This is a genomic window from Flavobacterium flavigenum (assembly GCF_027111255.2).
Classification (GTDB): Bacteria; Bacteroidota; Bacteroidia; order Flavobacteriales; family Flavobacteriaceae; genus Flavobacterium; species Flavobacterium flavigenum.
The window spans coordinates 457,766-475,495 of sequence record NZ_CP114285.2 but is presented as its reverse complement, the minus strand read 5'-3'; the positions used below and the strand labels follow the sequence as shown (position 1 = coordinate 475,495).

General features: G+C 34.0%; 12 protein-coding genes. 10 read left to right on the top strand and 2 right to left on the bottom strand.

Translation table 11 applies throughout. The features are described from left to right. Positions 1 to 10: 10 nt before the first annotated feature. The 5 genes from OZP09_RS01685 to OZP09_RS01665 all read left to right on the top strand — a co-directional run bounded on the left by OZP09_RS01685 (position 11) and on the right by OZP09_RS01665 (position 7,289). Entirely contained in the window at positions 11 to 1,648 is a 1,638-nt protein-coding gene (locus OZP09_RS01685; RefSeq protein WP_269236200.1) for a sodium/sugar symporter, read from the top strand. Positions 1,649 to 1,691: 43 nt separating this feature from the next. Continuing rightward, complete coding sequence (locus tag OZP09_RS01680; protein ID WP_269236199.1) at positions 1,692 to 2,507, top strand: SDR family oxidoreductase; 816 nt, start codon at positions 1,692 to 1,694, stop codon at positions 2,505 to 2,507. A 22-nt stretch (positions 2,508 to 2,529) separates the two neighbouring features. Further along, on the top strand, positions 2,530 to 3,705 hold the full coding sequence (gene uxuA, locus OZP09_RS01675; RefSeq protein WP_269237783.1) for a mannonate dehydratase: 1,176 nt from the start codon (positions 2,530 to 2,532) through the stop codon (positions 3,703 to 3,705). Positions 3,706 to 3,778: 73 nt separating this feature from the next. Further along, the gene (locus OZP09_RS01670; protein ID WP_281310168.1) at positions 3,779 to 5,218 is read left to right on the top strand and encodes a glycoside hydrolase family 28 protein; all 1,440 of its coding nucleotides are present in this window, start codon (positions 3,779 to 3,781) and stop codon (positions 5,216 to 5,218) included. An 85-nt stretch (positions 5,219 to 5,303) separates the two neighbouring features. Then, positions 5,304 to 7,289, top strand: coding sequence for an alpha-L-arabinofuranosidase C-terminal domain-containing protein (locus OZP09_RS01665; protein WP_269236196.1), 1,986 nt, complete (start codon positions 5,304 to 5,306; stop codon positions 7,287 to 7,289). A gap of 45 nt (positions 7,290 to 7,334) precedes the next feature. On the opposite strand, the gene OZP09_RS01660 is transcribed toward OZP09_RS01665, so the two are convergent. Beyond that, entirely contained in the window at positions 7,335 to 8,858 is a 1,524-nt protein-coding gene (locus OZP09_RS01660) for a PAS domain-containing sensor histidine kinase (protein WP_281310167.1), read from the bottom strand. 378 nt (positions 8,859 to 9,236) lie between these two features. Here OZP09_RS01660 and OZP09_RS01655 point away from each other — a divergent pair, with 378 nt between their 5' ends. The 4 genes from OZP09_RS01655 to OZP09_RS01640 all read left to right on the top strand — a co-directional run bounded on the left by OZP09_RS01655 (position 9,237) and on the right by OZP09_RS01640 (position 14,755). Then, complete coding sequence (locus OZP09_RS01655) at positions 9,237 to 9,833, top strand: biliverdin-producing heme oxygenase (protein WP_269236194.1); 597 nt, start codon at positions 9,237 to 9,239, stop codon at positions 9,831 to 9,833. A gap of 2 nt (positions 9,834 to 9,835) precedes the next feature. Further along, entirely contained in the window at positions 9,836 to 12,109 is a 2,274-nt protein-coding gene (locus tag OZP09_RS01650) for an ATP-binding protein (RefSeq protein WP_281310166.1), read from the top strand. Between the two features lie 607 nt (positions 12,110 to 12,716). Further along, entirely contained in the window at positions 12,717 to 13,976 is a 1,260-nt protein-coding gene (locus OZP09_RS01645; protein ID WP_281310165.1) for a putative DNA modification/repair radical SAM protein, read from the top strand. A 5-nt stretch (positions 13,977 to 13,981) separates the two neighbouring features. Continuing rightward, positions 13,982 to 14,755 (top strand): TIGR03915 family putative DNA repair protein, encoded by a 774-nt coding sequence (locus OZP09_RS01640; protein WP_269236192.1) that lies wholly within the window; start codon positions 13,982 to 13,984, stop codon positions 14,753 to 14,755. A 249-nt stretch (positions 14,756 to 15,004) separates the two neighbouring features. On the opposite strand, the gene OZP09_RS01635 is transcribed toward OZP09_RS01640, so the two are convergent. Then, complete coding sequence (locus tag OZP09_RS01635) at positions 15,005 to 16,471, bottom strand: glycoside hydrolase family 130 protein (protein ID WP_223678396.1); 1,467 nt, start codon at positions 16,469 to 16,471, stop codon at positions 15,005 to 15,007. A gap of 326 nt (positions 16,472 to 16,797) precedes the next feature. Between OZP09_RS01635 and OZP09_RS01630 the strand changes: the two genes are divergently transcribed. After that, positions 16,798 to 17,613, top strand: coding sequence for a rhamnogalacturonan acetylesterase (locus OZP09_RS01630; RefSeq protein WP_281310164.1), 816 nt, complete (start codon positions 16,798 to 16,800; stop codon positions 17,611 to 17,613). Positions 17,614 to 17,730 lie beyond the last annotated feature (117 nt).

Sequence of the window (17,730 nt, the reverse complement as noted above, 5' to 3'; positions counted from 1 at the left end):
AAACTTCATTATGAATACTTTACAAAGTGCAGACTATATTGTTTTTCTTATCTATTTTGTAATTGTCACTTCTTACGGGATGTACATTTACAGGAGCAAGAAAAATGCGACGACCAGTTCCAATGATTATTTTCTGGCTGAAGGCTCACTTACCTGGTGGGCTATTGGAGCTTCATTAATTGCCTCTAATATTTCGGCTGAACATTTTATAGGAATGAGTGGTTCTGGTTTTGCCATCGGACTGGCGATTGCTTCTTACGAATGGATGTCGGCTGCAACGTTGATTGTGGTTGCCATGTTTATTTTACCGGTTTATCTTAAAAACAAAATATTTACGATGCCGCAGTTTTTGGCAAAAAGATACAACGGGACAGTGAGTACCATTATGGCTATAATCTGGCTGTTGATATATGTATTCGTAAACCTGACTTCTATAATTTACTTAGGCGCTTTAGCCATTTCATCTATAGCACCTGTAAGTTTTCAGTTTTGTGTGATTGCATTAAGTTTATTCTCAATCATCGTAACTTTAGGCGGAATGAAAGTAATTGGATATACAGATATGTTTCAGGTCATAGTATTGATTCTGGGTGGTTTGGTAACAACTTATTTAGCATTAACCTTATTATCAGAGCAGTTTGGTTTTGGCAAAGACATACTTAAAGGACTTTCGATTATAGCTGACGAAGCTCCGGGACATTTACACATGATTCTGGACAAATCAAACCCACACTATACTGAATTACCCGGAATGTCTGTGTTGGTTGGAGGAATGCTGATCAATAATCTGGCATATTGGGGCTGTAACCAGTACATCGTTCAGAGGGCTTTGGGTGCTGATTTGAAAACAGCACGAAAAGGAATTTTATTTGCCGCTTTTTTAAAATTATTAGTACCTATTATTGCCGTTTTGCCTGGTATTGCCATGTATGTAATGCATCAAAACGGAATGTTTCAGCACGAAATGGTAGACGCTGCCGGAGTTTTAAAACCGGATCACGCATACCCAACCTTAATGAATTTATTGCCTGCCGGATTAAAAGGAGTAGCACTGGCCGCCTTAACAGCAGCAATTGTAGCATCTTTGGCTGGTAAAGCCAATAGTATTTCGACCATTTTTTCTTTAGATATTTATAAAAAATATTTTAACCGTGAAGCATCAGAAAAAAAATTGGTGCTTACAGGAAGAGGCTGTGTAGTTATTTGTATGATAATTGCAGCTGTTGTAGCACCTCAGTTAAAATCATTAGATCAGGCATATCAGTTTATACAGGAATATGTTGGTTTCTTCTCGCCTGGTGTTTTGGCTATCTTTTTATTGGGAATGTTCTGGAAGAAAACCACACCAGCAGCAGGACTTGCCGGGGCATTATTTACAGTGCCTATTGCCGCAGTATTAAAATTTCTGCCAATGTGGACAAACGGTGCTTTTCCGGCTTATCCATTTTTAGACAGAATGACGATTTCTTTCTTTGCCATAGTACTATTAATGGTAACGATCAGTCTTATGAAACCGTCATCAGAAGAGCAGCTGAAATCTCATAATATAGAAGTAGATACAGCAATGTTCAAAGTATCTTCTGAATTTATCATCGGGTCATTTATTATTAGCGGAATTCTGGTAGCATTGTATACCGTATTTTGGTAATAATTTGCAACCAAAAATTTATCATAATTTAAAATACAAAAGTGTGAGTACAGTTTTTTCATTACAGGGAAAAGTAATTATAGTAACAGGCGCCACCGGAATATTAGGTGAAGCTTTTATTAAAGGAATAGCCGATGCAGGCGGAATTGTAGGTGTGTTAGGCCGAAATGAAAAAGTGGCCCATGCAAGGGTTGGTGACATTATAAAAAATGGAGGTGAAGCCATCGCCCTGATCGCAGATGTTACCAATGAGCAGGATCTTATAAAGGCACGTGAAATGATGCTTGCCAAATACGGAAAAATAGACGGACTGGTAAATGCAGCTGGCGGAAATATGCCTGATGCAGTTGTGCAGCCAGGACAAGATGTTTTTCAGTTGAATATTGAGGCACTGCAGCAGGTAATGAATCTGAATTTGTTTGGAACAATTTTGCCGACTCAGGTTTTTGGTGAGGCAATAAAAAATACGGGGAACGGAAGCGTAGTAAACATTTCATCTGTTTCATCAGATCATGCTTTGACAAGAGTTCTGGGCTATAGTCTGGCTAAATCGGCTATTGATTCTTATACCAGATGGTTTTCTGTTGAACTAGCCAATAGATTTGGAGATAAAATACGTATGAATTCTATTGTTCCGGGCTTTTTCTTAACGGAACAAAACAGAAGACTTTTGACCAATGAAGATGGAAGCCTTACCGAAAGAGGAAATTTGATTATTCAGAATACACCTTTCAGCCGTTTTGGAAATCCTGACGAATTGATTGGAGCTTTGATTTGGCTGTTAAGTGATGCTTCAAAATTTGTTACAGGATCAAAAGTAACTTTAGATGGAGGATTTTCTGCTTTTAGCGGAGTTTAAAAAAAAAGATTTATTTATGAAAATGACACAAACCTGGAGATGGTTCGGACCGAATGATCCGGTTACATTGCAAGATATAAAACAGACAGGAGCTGTTGGAATTGTTACGGCGCTTCATCATATTCCGAATGGAGAAGTCTGGACTGTTGACGAAATCAGTAAACGAAAAAGTGAAATTGAAAACAGCGGATTAATCTGGTCTGTTGTAGAATCTGTGCCGGTTCATGAAAATATCAAAACCAAGACAGGCAATTATAAAGTTTACATCGAAAATTACAAACAAAGCATCCGGAATCTGGCAAGCTGTGGCATTTCGGTGGTGTGTTATAATTTCATGCCGGTTTTAGACTGGACAAGGACTGATTTGGCTTTTGAAGTAGAAGATGGTTCTAAAGCATTACTTTTTGATACAGCTGCTTTTGCTGCTTTCGATCTTTATTTACTGAAAAGACCAAATGCAGAAAATGACTATTCTGAAATACAAAAAAATAAAGCCAAAGACTATTTGGACAAATTGGCTGATGAAGACAAAACAAAGCTCATAAAAAATATCATTGCTGGTCTGCCTGGAGCAGAAGAAGGTTATACACTGGAGCAGTTTCAAGAAACGTTAGACACTTACAAAGGCATTGATGCTCTAAAGTTAAAAGAACATTTGGTTTCTTTCTTAAAGGAAATCATACCTGTAGCGGAAGAAAATAAGGTTTTAATGTGCATTCATCCGGATGATCCGCCTTATCAGATATTAGGTTTGCCAAGAGTGGTAAGTACTGAAGCTGATTTTGATTGTTTATCAAAAGAAGTTCCAAGCAGAAATAACGGAATCACATTTTGTACCGGTTCACTTGGTGTCATTCCGGAAAACAATCTGGAACAAATGTTCAGGAAATTTGCTGACAGAGTACACTTTATACATTTAAGAAGTACACAAAGAGATGATGAAGGTAATTTTTATGAAGCCAATCATCTGGAAGGTAATGTAGATATGTTTGCCGTGGTTAAAGAAATATTGACTGAGCAAAAAAGAAGACTGGCAGAAGGAAGAAAAGATACAGCAATTCCGATGAGACCGGACCACGGACATCAGATGCTGGATGATTTACATAAAAAAACAAATCCGGGTTATTCTGCAATTGGAAGGCTAAGAGGATTGGCTGAATTACGTGGACTGGAAGAAGGAATTATTCGTTCAATGTAATAATATTTTTAATTTAAAGTATTAAAAAATAAACAGTTGAATTATTTTATATAAAGTTTTAAATAAAGTAAATATGATAAGAAAATCTATAATCACGGCATTCATTTTTTGTATTTCCCTGACGGCTATAGCGCAAAAGGTCTATGATGTTAAAAAATATGGGGCGAAAGGAGATGGCAAAACCAATGATGCTGCTGCCATTCAAAAAGCTATTGATGCCTGCAGTAAAACCGGAGGACAGGTTTTGATTCCGGCTCCCTATACATTCCTGGCCGGACCTTTTAATGTAAAATCAAATGTGGATCTGCATATTGAAGGAGGGGCTAAAATTTTGGCAAGTCCGGATGAAAAATTATATACAGAAAGTGCCTTCCGCGAAAACAAAGGCGAGGGAACTATCTGGATTGGCGGGAAAAATATTGAGAATTTCAGCATTAGTGGAAGCGGTAAAATTGACGGAAACGGAATCTCTTTTATGGGAGCGGAGGAAGATGATGCTTATATCCTGAAACCTTTTAATGTTTTAGATCCAAGGCCTCATGTTCTGACAATTATTGGTGGAAAAAATATCAGAATTAAAGATGCTCACATCGGTAATTCTGCTTACTGGACCATTCATTTGGTAGGCTGTAATGATGTGGTGATTAGCGGTATTACGTTGTTAAACAGTTTAAAAGTAAGAAATAGCGATGGTATTGATTTAGACCATTGCAAAAATGTCCGTATTAGTGATTGTTACATCGAAAGCGGCGATGATTGTATTTGTTTGAAAAACAGAAGGGAGTTTGAAGAATTTGGAGCTTGCGAAAACATAACGGTTACCAATTGTACCATGACCAGCAGCAGCTGTGCGATTAAAATCGGTTCAGAAAACATGGATGCCATCAGGCAGGTAGTTTTCAATAATTGCATTATCAAAAAAAGTAATCGTGGAGTCGGGATTCAGAATCGCGATGAAGGAACGGTGAGTGATGTTATTTTTTCAAATATGATTATCGAAGGCCAGCTCACTACTGATACCTGGTGGGGAAAAGCTGAACCTATTTATGTAACAGCGTACAGTCGCGCAAACGGAAACCATAAAGATGCCAATTGGCGTTTTCCAAAAGGTGCGACGGAAGGAAAGGTAGGGGCAATCAGCAATATTTATTTCACCAATATCCAGTGTTTTGGAGAAAACGGGGTGTATGTAAGCGGAGAAACAAAGGATAAAATTAAAAACATTGTTTTTGAAGGAGTGAATGTTTTTATTGATAAAACGTCAAATTTTCCCGGAGGAATTTACGATCGTCGTCCGTCAAAAATGGATGGTTTCGTAAAAGGCAGTACATCAGGATTTTATTTTGATACGGCTGAAAACATAAAAGTTCAAAATTGTGCTGTCAACTGGGGCAAAAACAAACCCGATTATTTTAAACATGCCATCGAAAGCAAAAATGTTGATATTTTAAAGGTCAATAATTTAGACGGTGAAGCTGCTTTTCCTCAGAAATATGAGGCCGTGAAAAAATAATAATTCAAATTATTGCTTCAAAACCGGGGTTTTAAAAGAAACTTTAAATAAATTAGCAAGACTAAATTATCAACTATCATAGAAAATGAAAAATAATATCATAACCAAAATAATCATTGGCGGTTTGCTGTTCAATGGTATTTGTTTACATGCCCAAAAAACAATTTTAGAAGTTGACGTTGCTAAAACTGTTACCAAGATTCAGCCTACTATGTTCGGTTTGTTTTTTGAGGATATTAATTTCGCAGCAGACGGCGGATTATATGCCGAAATGATTAAAAACCGGTCTTTTGAATTTGAAAAACCTTTGATGGGTTGGGATCAGCCTAATACCAAAAGGTCTTCTATGAATATGAATTCGGGTGCTGCCACACCTATAAAAGTCGTAGAAAACGAAACCAATCCTAATTTCTGCCGTGTACTAATTAATGATGATAAGGGATATGCCTTGATTAATGAAGGTTTTAGAGGGATGGGAGTGAAAAAGGATGCAAAATACAATCTTTCTTTAAAGGCAGCCAATCACAATGGAGCGATCAAAAAAATAATTGTTCAGCTTATTGATAAGGATAAAAAAGTAATTGGAGAAACCAGTATCATTCCAACATCAAAAGAATGGGAGACCTATTCGGCACAATTTAAAGCTACTCAGACTGAAGCTAAAGCCAAATTAAAAATAACTTTTGAAGGAACAGGGACAATTGATCTTGATATGATTTCATTATTTCCTGAGGATACGTGGAAAAACAGAAAAAATGGTTTAAGAAAAGATCTTGTTCAGCTTTTGTATGATATGAAACCTGGATTTTTAAGATTTCCTGGCGGGTGCATAGTCGAAGGAAGAACTTTATCTGACCGTTATCAATGGAAGAAATCTGTTGGCGATGTTGAAGACAGAAAAACGATGATGAATCGATGGAATGTAGAATTCAGTCACAAACAGACCCCTGATTATTTTCAAAGTTTTGGACTTGGATTTTATGAGTATTTTCAGCTTTCTGAAGATATTGGTGCGACTCCATTGCCTATTTTGAGTTGTGGAATGGCCTGTCAGTATAATACAGGAGAATTAGCTCCAATCGAAGAATTAGATCCATACATACAGGATGCTTTAGATTTAATTGAATTTGCCAATGGTTCAGAAGAAACCAGATGGGGAATTCTTCGTTCAGATATGGGACATCCAAAACCGTTCAATCTAAAATATATTGGTGTTGGAAATGAACAATGGGGACCGGATTATATTGAGCGTTTCAAAATTTTTGAAAAAGCAATAAAAGCCAAATATCCAGATATTATTATCGTTTCAGGAAGCGGTCCATCACCGGATGGTGAACATTTTGATTTTGCAATGGCCGAACTTAAAAAACTCAATGCTGAGCTTATAGATGAACATTATTACCAAAGCCCGAAGTGGTTTAGGGAAAATGCTTCACGCTATGATAATTATGACCGCAAAGGCCCAAAAATATTTGCAGGTGAATATGCTGCGCAAAGTGTTTCAGGAGCAAACCCAAATAACAGAAATAACTGGGAATGTGCTTTTTCTGAAGCCGCTTTCATGACCGGGTTAGAAAGAAATGCTGAAGTAGTCAATATGACTTCTTATGCGCCACTGATGGCACACGAAGATGCATGGCAATGGACACCGGATATGATCTGGTTCAATAATTTAGAATCTTACGGTTCTGCTAATTATTATGTTCAAAAATTATTCTCAACCAATAAAGGAACCGATTTGCTAAACATAACTAAAGATGCAAAACCTTTAAACGGGCAAAACGATCTTTATGCATCTGCCGTTAAAGATGTGAATGCAAAAGAAGTAATTGTAAAACTGGTAAATACTGCAGCGGCTTCCCAAGAAGTTACAGTTGATTTAAAAGGAGGTAAATTTGCTTCTAAAGGCACATTGATAACGCTTTCAAGTCCGAATTTAGAAGATGAAAATACTTTTGGAGAACCTAAAAAAATTAGCCCAAAAGAAAGTAGTTATAATTTAAAAGGTGTAAAAGCAACTTTAAATTTACCCGCTTATTCAGTAACCGTATTGAAGTTAAAAAGTAAATAAGCAAACAATACTAAAATTAAAAACAGGGATTTGTATGATTATATATCAGCTAATCCCTGTTTTTTTATTTTTAACTTCTTCTTGTCTTAGAGGAAGAATTACCGTAAACTCACTTCCTTTATTTATTTCACCCTTTGCTGTAATAGAGCCATGATGTCTTTTTACTATCTTTCTGCAAAGAGATAATCCAAGGCCGTTTCCTTCATACTGATCTTTTGAATGTAATCTTTCAAAAGCATTGAATATTTTTTCAGTATAAGCATCATCAAGTCCTATCCCGTTGTCTTTAATAGTAATTTCAACTGAGTCCGTATCATCAATTTTTATTACTTGTCCGGATATTATTATCTTAGGGGGTTCTTCTACTTTTGAAAATTTTAATGAATTATGGATAAGATTATAAAAAAGCTGGTTGATTAAGATTGGCGCTCCTTCTATTACAGGTAGTTCACTGATGATTAAAATAGCATCTTTTTCATTTATAATCAGTTCCAGATCTGTTTTTATGTTTTCTATTACCTCGTTAAGATATATTTTTTCAAATGGCTGTTTGTTTTTATCCATGGTTGAATAGGTGAGAATTCCTTCAATTATGTTTTGCATTCTCTCAGCAGACTGATCTATTTTATTTTGATACCTAACAATACCATCACTAAAATTTGCTTCTTTATCATTTCTTATCAGGCCGTTAAAAATTTTAATTTTACGCACAGGTTCTCTCAGATCATGGCTGACCACATTAGCAAAATGTAACAGATCATCGTTGGATCGACGAAGTTCAACAGTATTTTTTTCAACTTGTTTCTTTAATTCTTCCTGAAACTGTTTATGTTCATGGATGTCAATTATACTTCCTATAACCTTTATTGGTATATCATTTTCGTCACAAATTATTTTTCCGGTTACTTTAATCCATTTAGAACAGTTTTCATTAATTATGCGGGTTTCATAAGTTATAAGTCCTGTATCCTTTGATTCTTTTATCGCTTTTTCATGGGCAAACAAATCATCAGGATGAAGTTTTGATAGTAATTCATCCATATTTGGAGTGTTTTCACTGCACATAATAGTGTTGAAATTATCAGATGTTTTAATCTCCTTAGTCAGTAAATTAACTTCATAAGTTCCTATTCCGGATGATTCAACAGCGATTCGCAATCTTTCCTCGACACTTTGAATTTTTTGTTTGGCAAGGTGTAAATCGGTAACATCAACACCTGTGTTCATCACGCCATAAACTTTTCCATTTGCATCAAACAAAGGAATGAAGCTGTAATTAAAATAATGGGACTTCATGATCCCGTTAATGAGTAAATCTACTTTTTTGTTTTCAGCATAAAAAGCAATACCTGTTGAAAGTACAGTAATTGCCTGATCAAAGAAATCTTCCTTCTGAATTTCAGGCAGAACATCAAGATAATTTTTCCCCACTATATCTTCGCCTTTTCCCAAAGTTTTGATCATAGCAGTATTGGCTAATTCTATTTTTAAGCTGCTGCCTGAATATACAGCAATTGGTAATGGTGTATTATCTATTATATCTTTTAAGATTCTGATGTTTGAATACATGATGATATGTTAATTTTCTACGAAGTTATTCTTTAAAAAAATGATTCTGTTATATTAAGACGATAAAGTGTTTCATAATTCTTATAATGATAAGTTTATTTTTGCATTATAACAATTAAACATTTGTTAAAATTATTAACTGTTTAAAATACTGTAATAAAGCATTTAAAGTATAAATACACAAAAATGTTAATGTTTATCTGTCTAATAAACTTATTTATTGATTAAACAAGAAAAACATTTAAATAGTATATTAATTAACATATTTTGAAGCTTTTACATATTAGATATTATGTTACAAGTAAAACATTTTTTTTACATTTGTAAGGAGAGGTAGTAATAATCCAACTCTCCAAAACAAATAATAGTTACAATTTAATGAGTGGAAATTCAATTCCTTTAGTATCTTCAGTGTTTCTTAGCGATTTAAAAAATCAAACCTCAGATTCCCACAGAAAATTAGAAAGCCTGCCAATATCAGCATCAATCCTGTCTCCAGAGATGAAAAAATCAGACTACATCGATTATTTGAGCCTGATGTATGATGTCCACAAAAGCACTGAAAATGTTATTTTTCCATTATTGCCTGAAATTATAACCGATTTAGATCAAAGAAGAAAAAGTCATCTAATAGAGGAAGATTTAGCCTTTCTTCAATACAATAAAACAGGTTCAAACGATATTTTTAATACTAGTAAAATTACGATACCTTTTGCACTTGGAATTTTATATGTGATAGAAGGCTCCAGTCTTGGAGGTAGATTTATATTAAAAAATATTTCAAAAATACCAGGTCTTGAAAATAATCAAGGAACTCACTATTTTCAGGGTTATGGAGATAAAACAGGAACTTTTTGGAAAAACTTCCTTGGTTTTTTATCAGAATATGAAGAGAATTATAAGTGCGGAAATACAATCATAGAAGGAGCAATTTATGGTTTTGACAGTATTTACAATCATTTTACGAGTATATAAAAATGATGAAGATTAAAGATATTGTTAATCGTGATCTTATCACATTAACTAACTGTGAGCATGAGCCTATACATATACCAGGTAAAATCCAGCCACATGGATTTCTGATTGGTTTAACTTCAAAAGGGAAAATAGATTTTTGTACTGCAAATATTTCCTGGTATGTTAGCATTGCCCACACAGAAGCACTCGGAAAAAAGTTTGGTGATGTTTTTGGGACTAAAGCAGAAAAACAAATTTTTGAGTACATCAATAACGATAAAATTAGGGATGTTTTTCCACTTGAAATTGATTTGCTTGGAAAGTTTTTTCAGATTAGCATACACAAAAGTTTTGATATTTATGTTTTAGAAGCCGAATTTCAATTTGCAGGTAAAGAAAAACTGGCTGATGTTTATACACAGACGATTCAGTTTGTGACCCAAATGAACAATACGACTTCTTTAAAGGATCTCTGTGCGCTGGTTGCTGAAGGTACACGCAAAATAACAGGATACGACCGTGTAATGATTTATCGTTTTGATGAACAGTATAACGGCGAAGTATATGCAGAAGATTGTAGAGGAGATTTAGAACCCTTTTTGGGATTGCATTATCCGCATACAGATATTCCGGCTCAGGCCAGGGAATTGTACATGAAAAACCAGTTGAGGCTTATTGTTGATGTTGATTATGTACCAGTTCCAATTTTTACTGTTGATGACAAAGAAAATAAAAACCTTGATTTAAGTCTTTCGATCTTAAGAAGCACATCACCAATTCATGTCGAGTATTTACAAAATATAGGTGTTGGGGCAACACTTACAATTTCTCTTATTCATAATGATCGTTTATGGGGTCTTATAGCATGTCACCATTATTCAAGTAAAAACATTTCACCGGAAATCAGGCTTGCAGCTAAGCTTCAGGGACAGTTTATAACTTCACAGATTGACATAAGGCAGTCAAATGATGAAAATGTTAATGCTAATGAAACAGCTTTGGCCCTTGAGCAACTCACAAGTTTGCAGTTCCCGTTTGTACAGGACTCTATCCAGATGATCGCTGATGCACCACAATTACTAAAAATTTGTAATGCAGCAGGGGTTTCTATTGTTTCAAAAGGTAAAATTTACAAAAATGGTTTAGTACCAACTGATGCACAGATTAAAGATTTAATAGTACAGATTAACAATAAAGAATCCGAAAAATTATTTGTTACCAATAAATTAAACGATCACTTTAGAAATATTGAAAAAAAATCCAGTTTTGCAGGTATTATTTATCACCCGCTCGGCAATTCCGATCATATTATATGGTACAGACCTGAAACAATATCCGAAATCAATTGGGCTGGTGATCCTGAAAAAACAATTATAAAAGACAGTAAAGGGTTACATCCGCGAAATTCTTTTGAAATTTGGAAACAGATAATAAAAAATCAAAGCACTCTTTGGAAGCAATATGAAATTAACGGTGCTGTACAATTTGCTCATACATTGCACAACCAGTTAATGATGATCACGCTAAGTGAAGAAGAAGAAAAATATCGCAAACAAAGTGAAATATTAAAGGAAACAAATTCAGAGTTGGAAAATCTGAACTGGATTAGTACGCATGATCTTCAGGAACCACTGCGTAAAATTCAGTTGTTTGTTTCTAAAATGCTTGCAGAGCCTGACGTTGTTCAGATAGATTCTGTTTCGAGTTCTTTGCAAAGGGTATCGAAATCAGCCAATAGAATGAGGACACTGCTTGATGATATTCTCAAATTTTCCCGAATAAAATATACAAGGGATAATTTAGAAAAAATCGATTTAAACCATATTCTTAAATCGACACTTATGGAAATGGAAGAAACTATTTCTGAAAACAACGCTATAATTGAATATGAAAATTTGCCTGAGGTTCACGCAATATATTTTTTGATGCAGCAGCTGTTTTCTAACATCATCCAAAATTCTTTAAAGTTTGCTTCAGCTGAAAGGGTTCCACATATCAAAATAACAGCTTCTCAGGAGGTAGAATTGTTTGCTCATTCTGATAATATTTATTGCCATTGGGTTTGTTTTTCGGATAATGGGATTGGTTTTGAACAACAATATGCGGAAACAATTTTTAAAGTTTTTGGCAGATTACACAATCAGAAAGAATATGATGGTTCAGGTGTTGGCCTCGCCTTATGCAAAAAGATTATGCAGACAGTAGGTGGAACAATTTATGCTACAGGAAGATTAGGAGAAGGTACCAATATAAAAGTTTATTTCCCGTGTGATCCATTAGATACACTCTTATAATGTGTTCGTCATCCATTAGAAAATCATTTTAGAAATTTATCTTATAGTCGTATTTTCTCATAATTAAGCTTACCAATAATTTAAATGCTTTTAGAAGTTAGTAAATAGGCAAAGCCTGTACGTTCTATCTTTTTTTGTGAATAGCTTATAGTGTCTAATTTTTTTCAGATTAGATGGGAGGGTTAATAGACTTGAATTTAGAAATTAAAAATAAAAGTGTTGCCTCATTTTGAAAATTCTGATGTATTTTCATTTTAATCATCTTTTGTAATAAATCTCTTTTTTATATAAGGTTATCAAATATTTTAATTTGTCTTCCAAAATCAATAAATTGTAAAAATTTAAATAACACACTGATAATGAAAGTTTAAACTAATCTTCCAAAACTGTCTGAGCTCTGATAAATAGCCTAAAGTAGCAGAACCGTGAATTTCTATTAAATTACCAACCTCCAAAGTCATTTGATTTTGGAGGTTTTCTTTTTTAAACCATTGTGATATTTTTATTATAGTTTGATATAATTTGGAACAATAAAAATAAATATATTGTTATGTATAATAACTAATTTTATTGTGTAAAATATTTCGAACAATAAAAAGAAATTCCGATGGTAAATGATAGAGTGATGGAGAAGCTGGGAATATTGGCAGATGCTGCAAAATATGATGTTTCCTGTTCGTCGGCCTTAAGTAAACGTGAAAATAAAAATAAAGGTTTGGGAAATGCTAAAGGTTATGGTATTTGTCACGCCTTCACCGAAGATGGGCGCTGTGTGTCGCTGCTAAAAATCTTGCTCACAAACCATTGTATTTTTGATTGTGCCTATTGTGTAAGCAGAAAAAGCAATGATATTAAACGAGCAGCCTTTACTGTACAAGAGGTTGTTGACCTTACAATTGGCTTTTACAGGAGAAACTATATTGAGGGACTTTTTTTAAGTTCGGGTATTTTTGATAATGCTGATTTCACTATGGAGCGTTTGGTGAGAATTGCTAAAAAATTGCGTAATGAACATAACTTTAATGGCTACATTCATTTGAAGGCGATTCCGGGAGCCAGTGATGAATTGCTGAAGGAAGCAGGTCTATACGCTGACCGTTTGAGTGTAAATGTCGAAATGCCAACAGAAAAGAGTCTTAAATTATTAGCACCAGATAAAAATCATATTGACGTGATTAGTCCTATGAAATATCTTAAAAATGAAATTATTGGGTATAAAGAAGAAAAAAAATCAAATTATAAAACACCTCTTTTTGCTCCCGCCGGGCAAAGCACCCAAATGGTAATTGGGGCAACACAAGAAAATGACCTTGAGATTCTTGGAATGGCAGATTATTTTTATCAGCAAATGAATATGAAACGGGTGTATTATTCGGGTTATGTTCCCATTAGTTATGACAATCGCCTGCCTGCCATTGGAACGCCTGTTCCTATAATACGTGAAAACCGTTTGTATCAGGCGGACTGGCTCATTCGCTATTACGGATTTGATGTAAATGAAATTGTCGGGTTCAATCAGCCTAATCTTGATCTTGATATCGATCCAAAGCTTGGATGGGCTTTGCGCAACCTGAATCAATTTCCTGTTGATATTAATACGGCCGATTTGGAAATAATAAAACGAATTCCCGGAATTGGATATTTAAGTGCGCAAAAAATTGTAGCAGCAAGGAAGTTTAAAAAACTGCTTCCGCACGATTTACAAAAAATGGGAATTGCATATTCGCGTTCCAAATATTTCCTGGCTTTTGCTACGCCATTTCAACTTCAGAAAGATTTAACATCGATTCAAATCAAGGATCATATCTTAAATTTCCAAAAAAGTAAATATAAAAACGATTTTTCTAATCAACTTGCTTTATTTTAATCAAAATGACAGAAGTAATTTACGACGGAACTTATGAAGGATGGCTTACGGCTATATTTGAAGTTTATGAGTTTAAACTTTCTGATATTGTATTTGCAAAAAATGAAACTTCTGGAACATTGCTTTTTGCAACTTCTCATTTAGTGGTAACGGATATCTCAAAAGCAAAACGTGTTTTAGACGGATTAAAGCTACGACTTTCGGCAGAAGGTTTTTCAGATATGTATAAGGCATTTTTGTCTGAACTTCCAGACATAGAAGAAACAATGTTTCAGTTTGTACAGCATGTATTTGCTAATACAAAAAATGTAGAAGAAGATTTTAGTAATAATGCCGTGTGGGATCTTAGAAAAGCAATACGGCTGACGAGAAAAGAGGCGCATCGAATGGAAGCATTTGTTCGTTTTAAACTAACGAAAGAGCAATTGTATTATGCAATCATTGAACCAGACTGTGATGTTTTACCTCTAATAGAAAGTCATTTTAAAAATCGTTATGCAGATCAGCGCTGGTTAATTTATGATGCAAAACGTAAATATGGTATTTATTATGATCTTGAAAATGTTGCAACTATAGAATTGCAGTTTAATATGAAAGTTACATCATCTAAATATTTAAACGAAATCTGTGATGAGCAGGAAGAGTTTTTTCAAAATCTTTGGCGGCGTTATTTTAGCAGCGTTACGATTGAATCACGGAAAAATATGAAACTCCATATTCAGCATATGCCAAAACGCTATTGGAAACATTTAATTGAAAAAATTCCAAATGGGAATTGATTTTTACAAAATTACGAATTATTAATTTTAACTATTAAATATTTTTTTTAATAAATATTATCGATTAAAAATAACCTTAATATCTCCTATTAAAATCATTATTTTATAAAAGGTATATATTTGATCATTTTTATAAAAAAAACACCTTAAAACAGCTTATTTGGATTTTAGCTATTTTTAAGCCTAAGTTAAAGTAAAAAATCCCATTGATTAAGATGGGATTTATGATTCTACATTTAAATCTTATTACTATTTACTCTTCTTCAAAGCATCTAATAATTCTACCATATCAACTACAGCATAAGTTGATGAATAATCTGATACCGCATAAGGCAATATCAGACTATTGTTATGAATAATGGCTCCACAAGAATAAACAACATTAGGTACATACCCTTCGCGTTCGTCTTCAAGTGGTGATAACAATGGTTCTGTAAGTCTTCCAATTTCTTTAGAAGGATCATCAAGATCAAACAGGGAAGCGCCAATGCAATAACGTCTCATAGTACCTACGCCGTGTGTAATAACAAGCCAGCCTTCTTCTGTCCACAACGGAGATCCGCAGTTTCCAATTTGTGTAAACTCCCAGGTATAACGAGGTTCCTGAAGAAGAATAGGGGTATTCCATTGGGTAACTCTGTCAGAATACATGATATAATTATTAACACCGTCTATTCTGGCAAGCATCGCATATTTGCCTTTTATTTTTCTTGGAAACAAGGCCAGATTTTTATTTTGTGCCCCGGCACCATGCAAAGGCATTACCCTAAAAGTATAAAAATCTTCAGTAGAAATTAGTTTTGGTAATATGGTATGGCCGTTATAAGCTGTATAGGTAGCCATTACACGCGAAGAGCCGTCATCATCTGTAAAACGGACAAAGCGGGCATCTTCTATGCCGCGACTTTCAGAATCGGATATGGGAAATATAACCCGCTCTGTAAGATCAGAATCATGCTTGAACTCAACATCATAAAATGATTTTGCGAGCCAGAATATTTCGTTTAATGCAGTTCTTCTTTCTTCACGAATTGATGGGTCACTCAAAGCAGTATTTATAACGTCTTTTAGTACTGCATATTCAAACTCATCAGGCAAATCCTGCATAATTTGGGTTATGTACTTGTCTTGTGTATGCATTTCAGATAATTTCAATAAAAATCGCTCCTTATTGAAAAAACTTTTGTGTATAATCTCAGCTTTATCAATATTATGCCCAATTTTCATAACCTGCAGGTTATTATCCCTGTCCAGAATTCCTCTTCTGAAAACAATTGATGAGATGTGGCCTTCACCTGTTGCCCGAAAAGAAATAATAACCCTTTTTTCTCCTGCTTCGAGACCACTCTGGTCAAAATCTTCTATAATAGACGGATTGAAAATAGCGGCAGATTCTATTGCATACTCCATTGTACAAAAAGAACCAATTAGCATTTTTCGGTCAAGAGACAAAGCTTCATAATCAATCTGCATGCTTTCAATAACATCACGCACTTTTTCGCAGTGTCTTAAAAATATAGCAGAAATATTTCGGTGACGTCTGGCAAATTCACGAAGTGTTTGCTCCAGGGTTTCTAATACTTGTTTGTCGTTTAATGTCATTATGCGAAGTACCATTTGTTTAGTCCGCTCATCACCATTGACAAAATATCGTGCTACGACTCTTTTTGAATCCGGTGTAAATTTTATATTTTTTCGTATGACTGATACACGCATAATTTGTTTTTTTTTAAATAGGAAAATATTTTTTGGTTTATTGAAGTTAGGAAATATGTTAATAAAATAACTTTATTTTTTGTTAAAAATTATTCTTTAATGTGTTTTAAAAATGAATTTAACGGTAAGCAAATAAATTAGAAAAGAACAAAAAAAATAAATAGATCTATTGATAAACATAACATTTTTTAAAATATTGTTTTTCTTATTATTTGTAGTTTTGTATGGTCATTAAGGCAAAAATGAATTTATTCAACTCTAAAAATAAATATTAATTCATTTAAGCTTTTTGATTAATTTAAAAATAAATATAGTATATAAATAAAATGAAATTAAAATTTAAAACCTTCTTATTTTGCTTTGCAGCCTGCCTTGTAATAATGTCTTTTATACCAAAAAAATCAAATTCGACAACAGTCTACTTAATCGGAGATTCTACAATGGCTGATTATACCAATAATTATGAACCTGGAAAAGATTATATGAAAACGAGATATCCAATTACAGGTTGGGGTCAGGTCTTTCAGCAGTTTTTTGCAAAAGACAGTCTGAAACAAATAAAAAATTTAATACAATCAGATAGTGTCCGTATCGATGACAGGGCAAAGGGGGGAAGAAGTACAAGGACATTTTTTCAGGAAGGACGCTGGAGGGCAGTATATGAAAATCTCAAAAAAGGAGACGTTGTGATGATGCAGTTTGGTCATAATGACGCATCAGTTGAGAAAACAGAAAGATATGTAGATATAAAAGGTTATAAAGAATTTTTAAGACTGTTTGTATCACAGACAAGAGAAAAAGGGGCCTATCCAATTATCCTGACTCCTGTAGCCAGAAATTATCCATGGAAAGATAACGTTTTAAACGATGTACATGGCGAATACGATAAAGCTCCTAAAGATGTTGCTGCTGAAATGCAGGTGCCTTTAATAGATTTAAATAAAGCTTCAAGAGATTTTTTTACAAAAAAGGGAAAAGATTTTGTTTCTGACAATTATTTCATGAATTTACCTGCAGGAAAATACGAAGCATATCCAGAAGGCGAAAAAGACAACACTCATTTTCAAACCAAAGGTGCTGTAGAAGTTGCCAGGCTCGTTTTTGAAGGTATGAAAGAATTAAATTCTAATTTTAAAAAATAATTTTTTATATCCTACGAAGCCAACTGTTTCATTCATCATGTAAAGGCATATAATAAAATCAAACTTCCTTGTTACGATTTAATATATAACAAGGGAGTAGTATAACTTGTTTAGGTA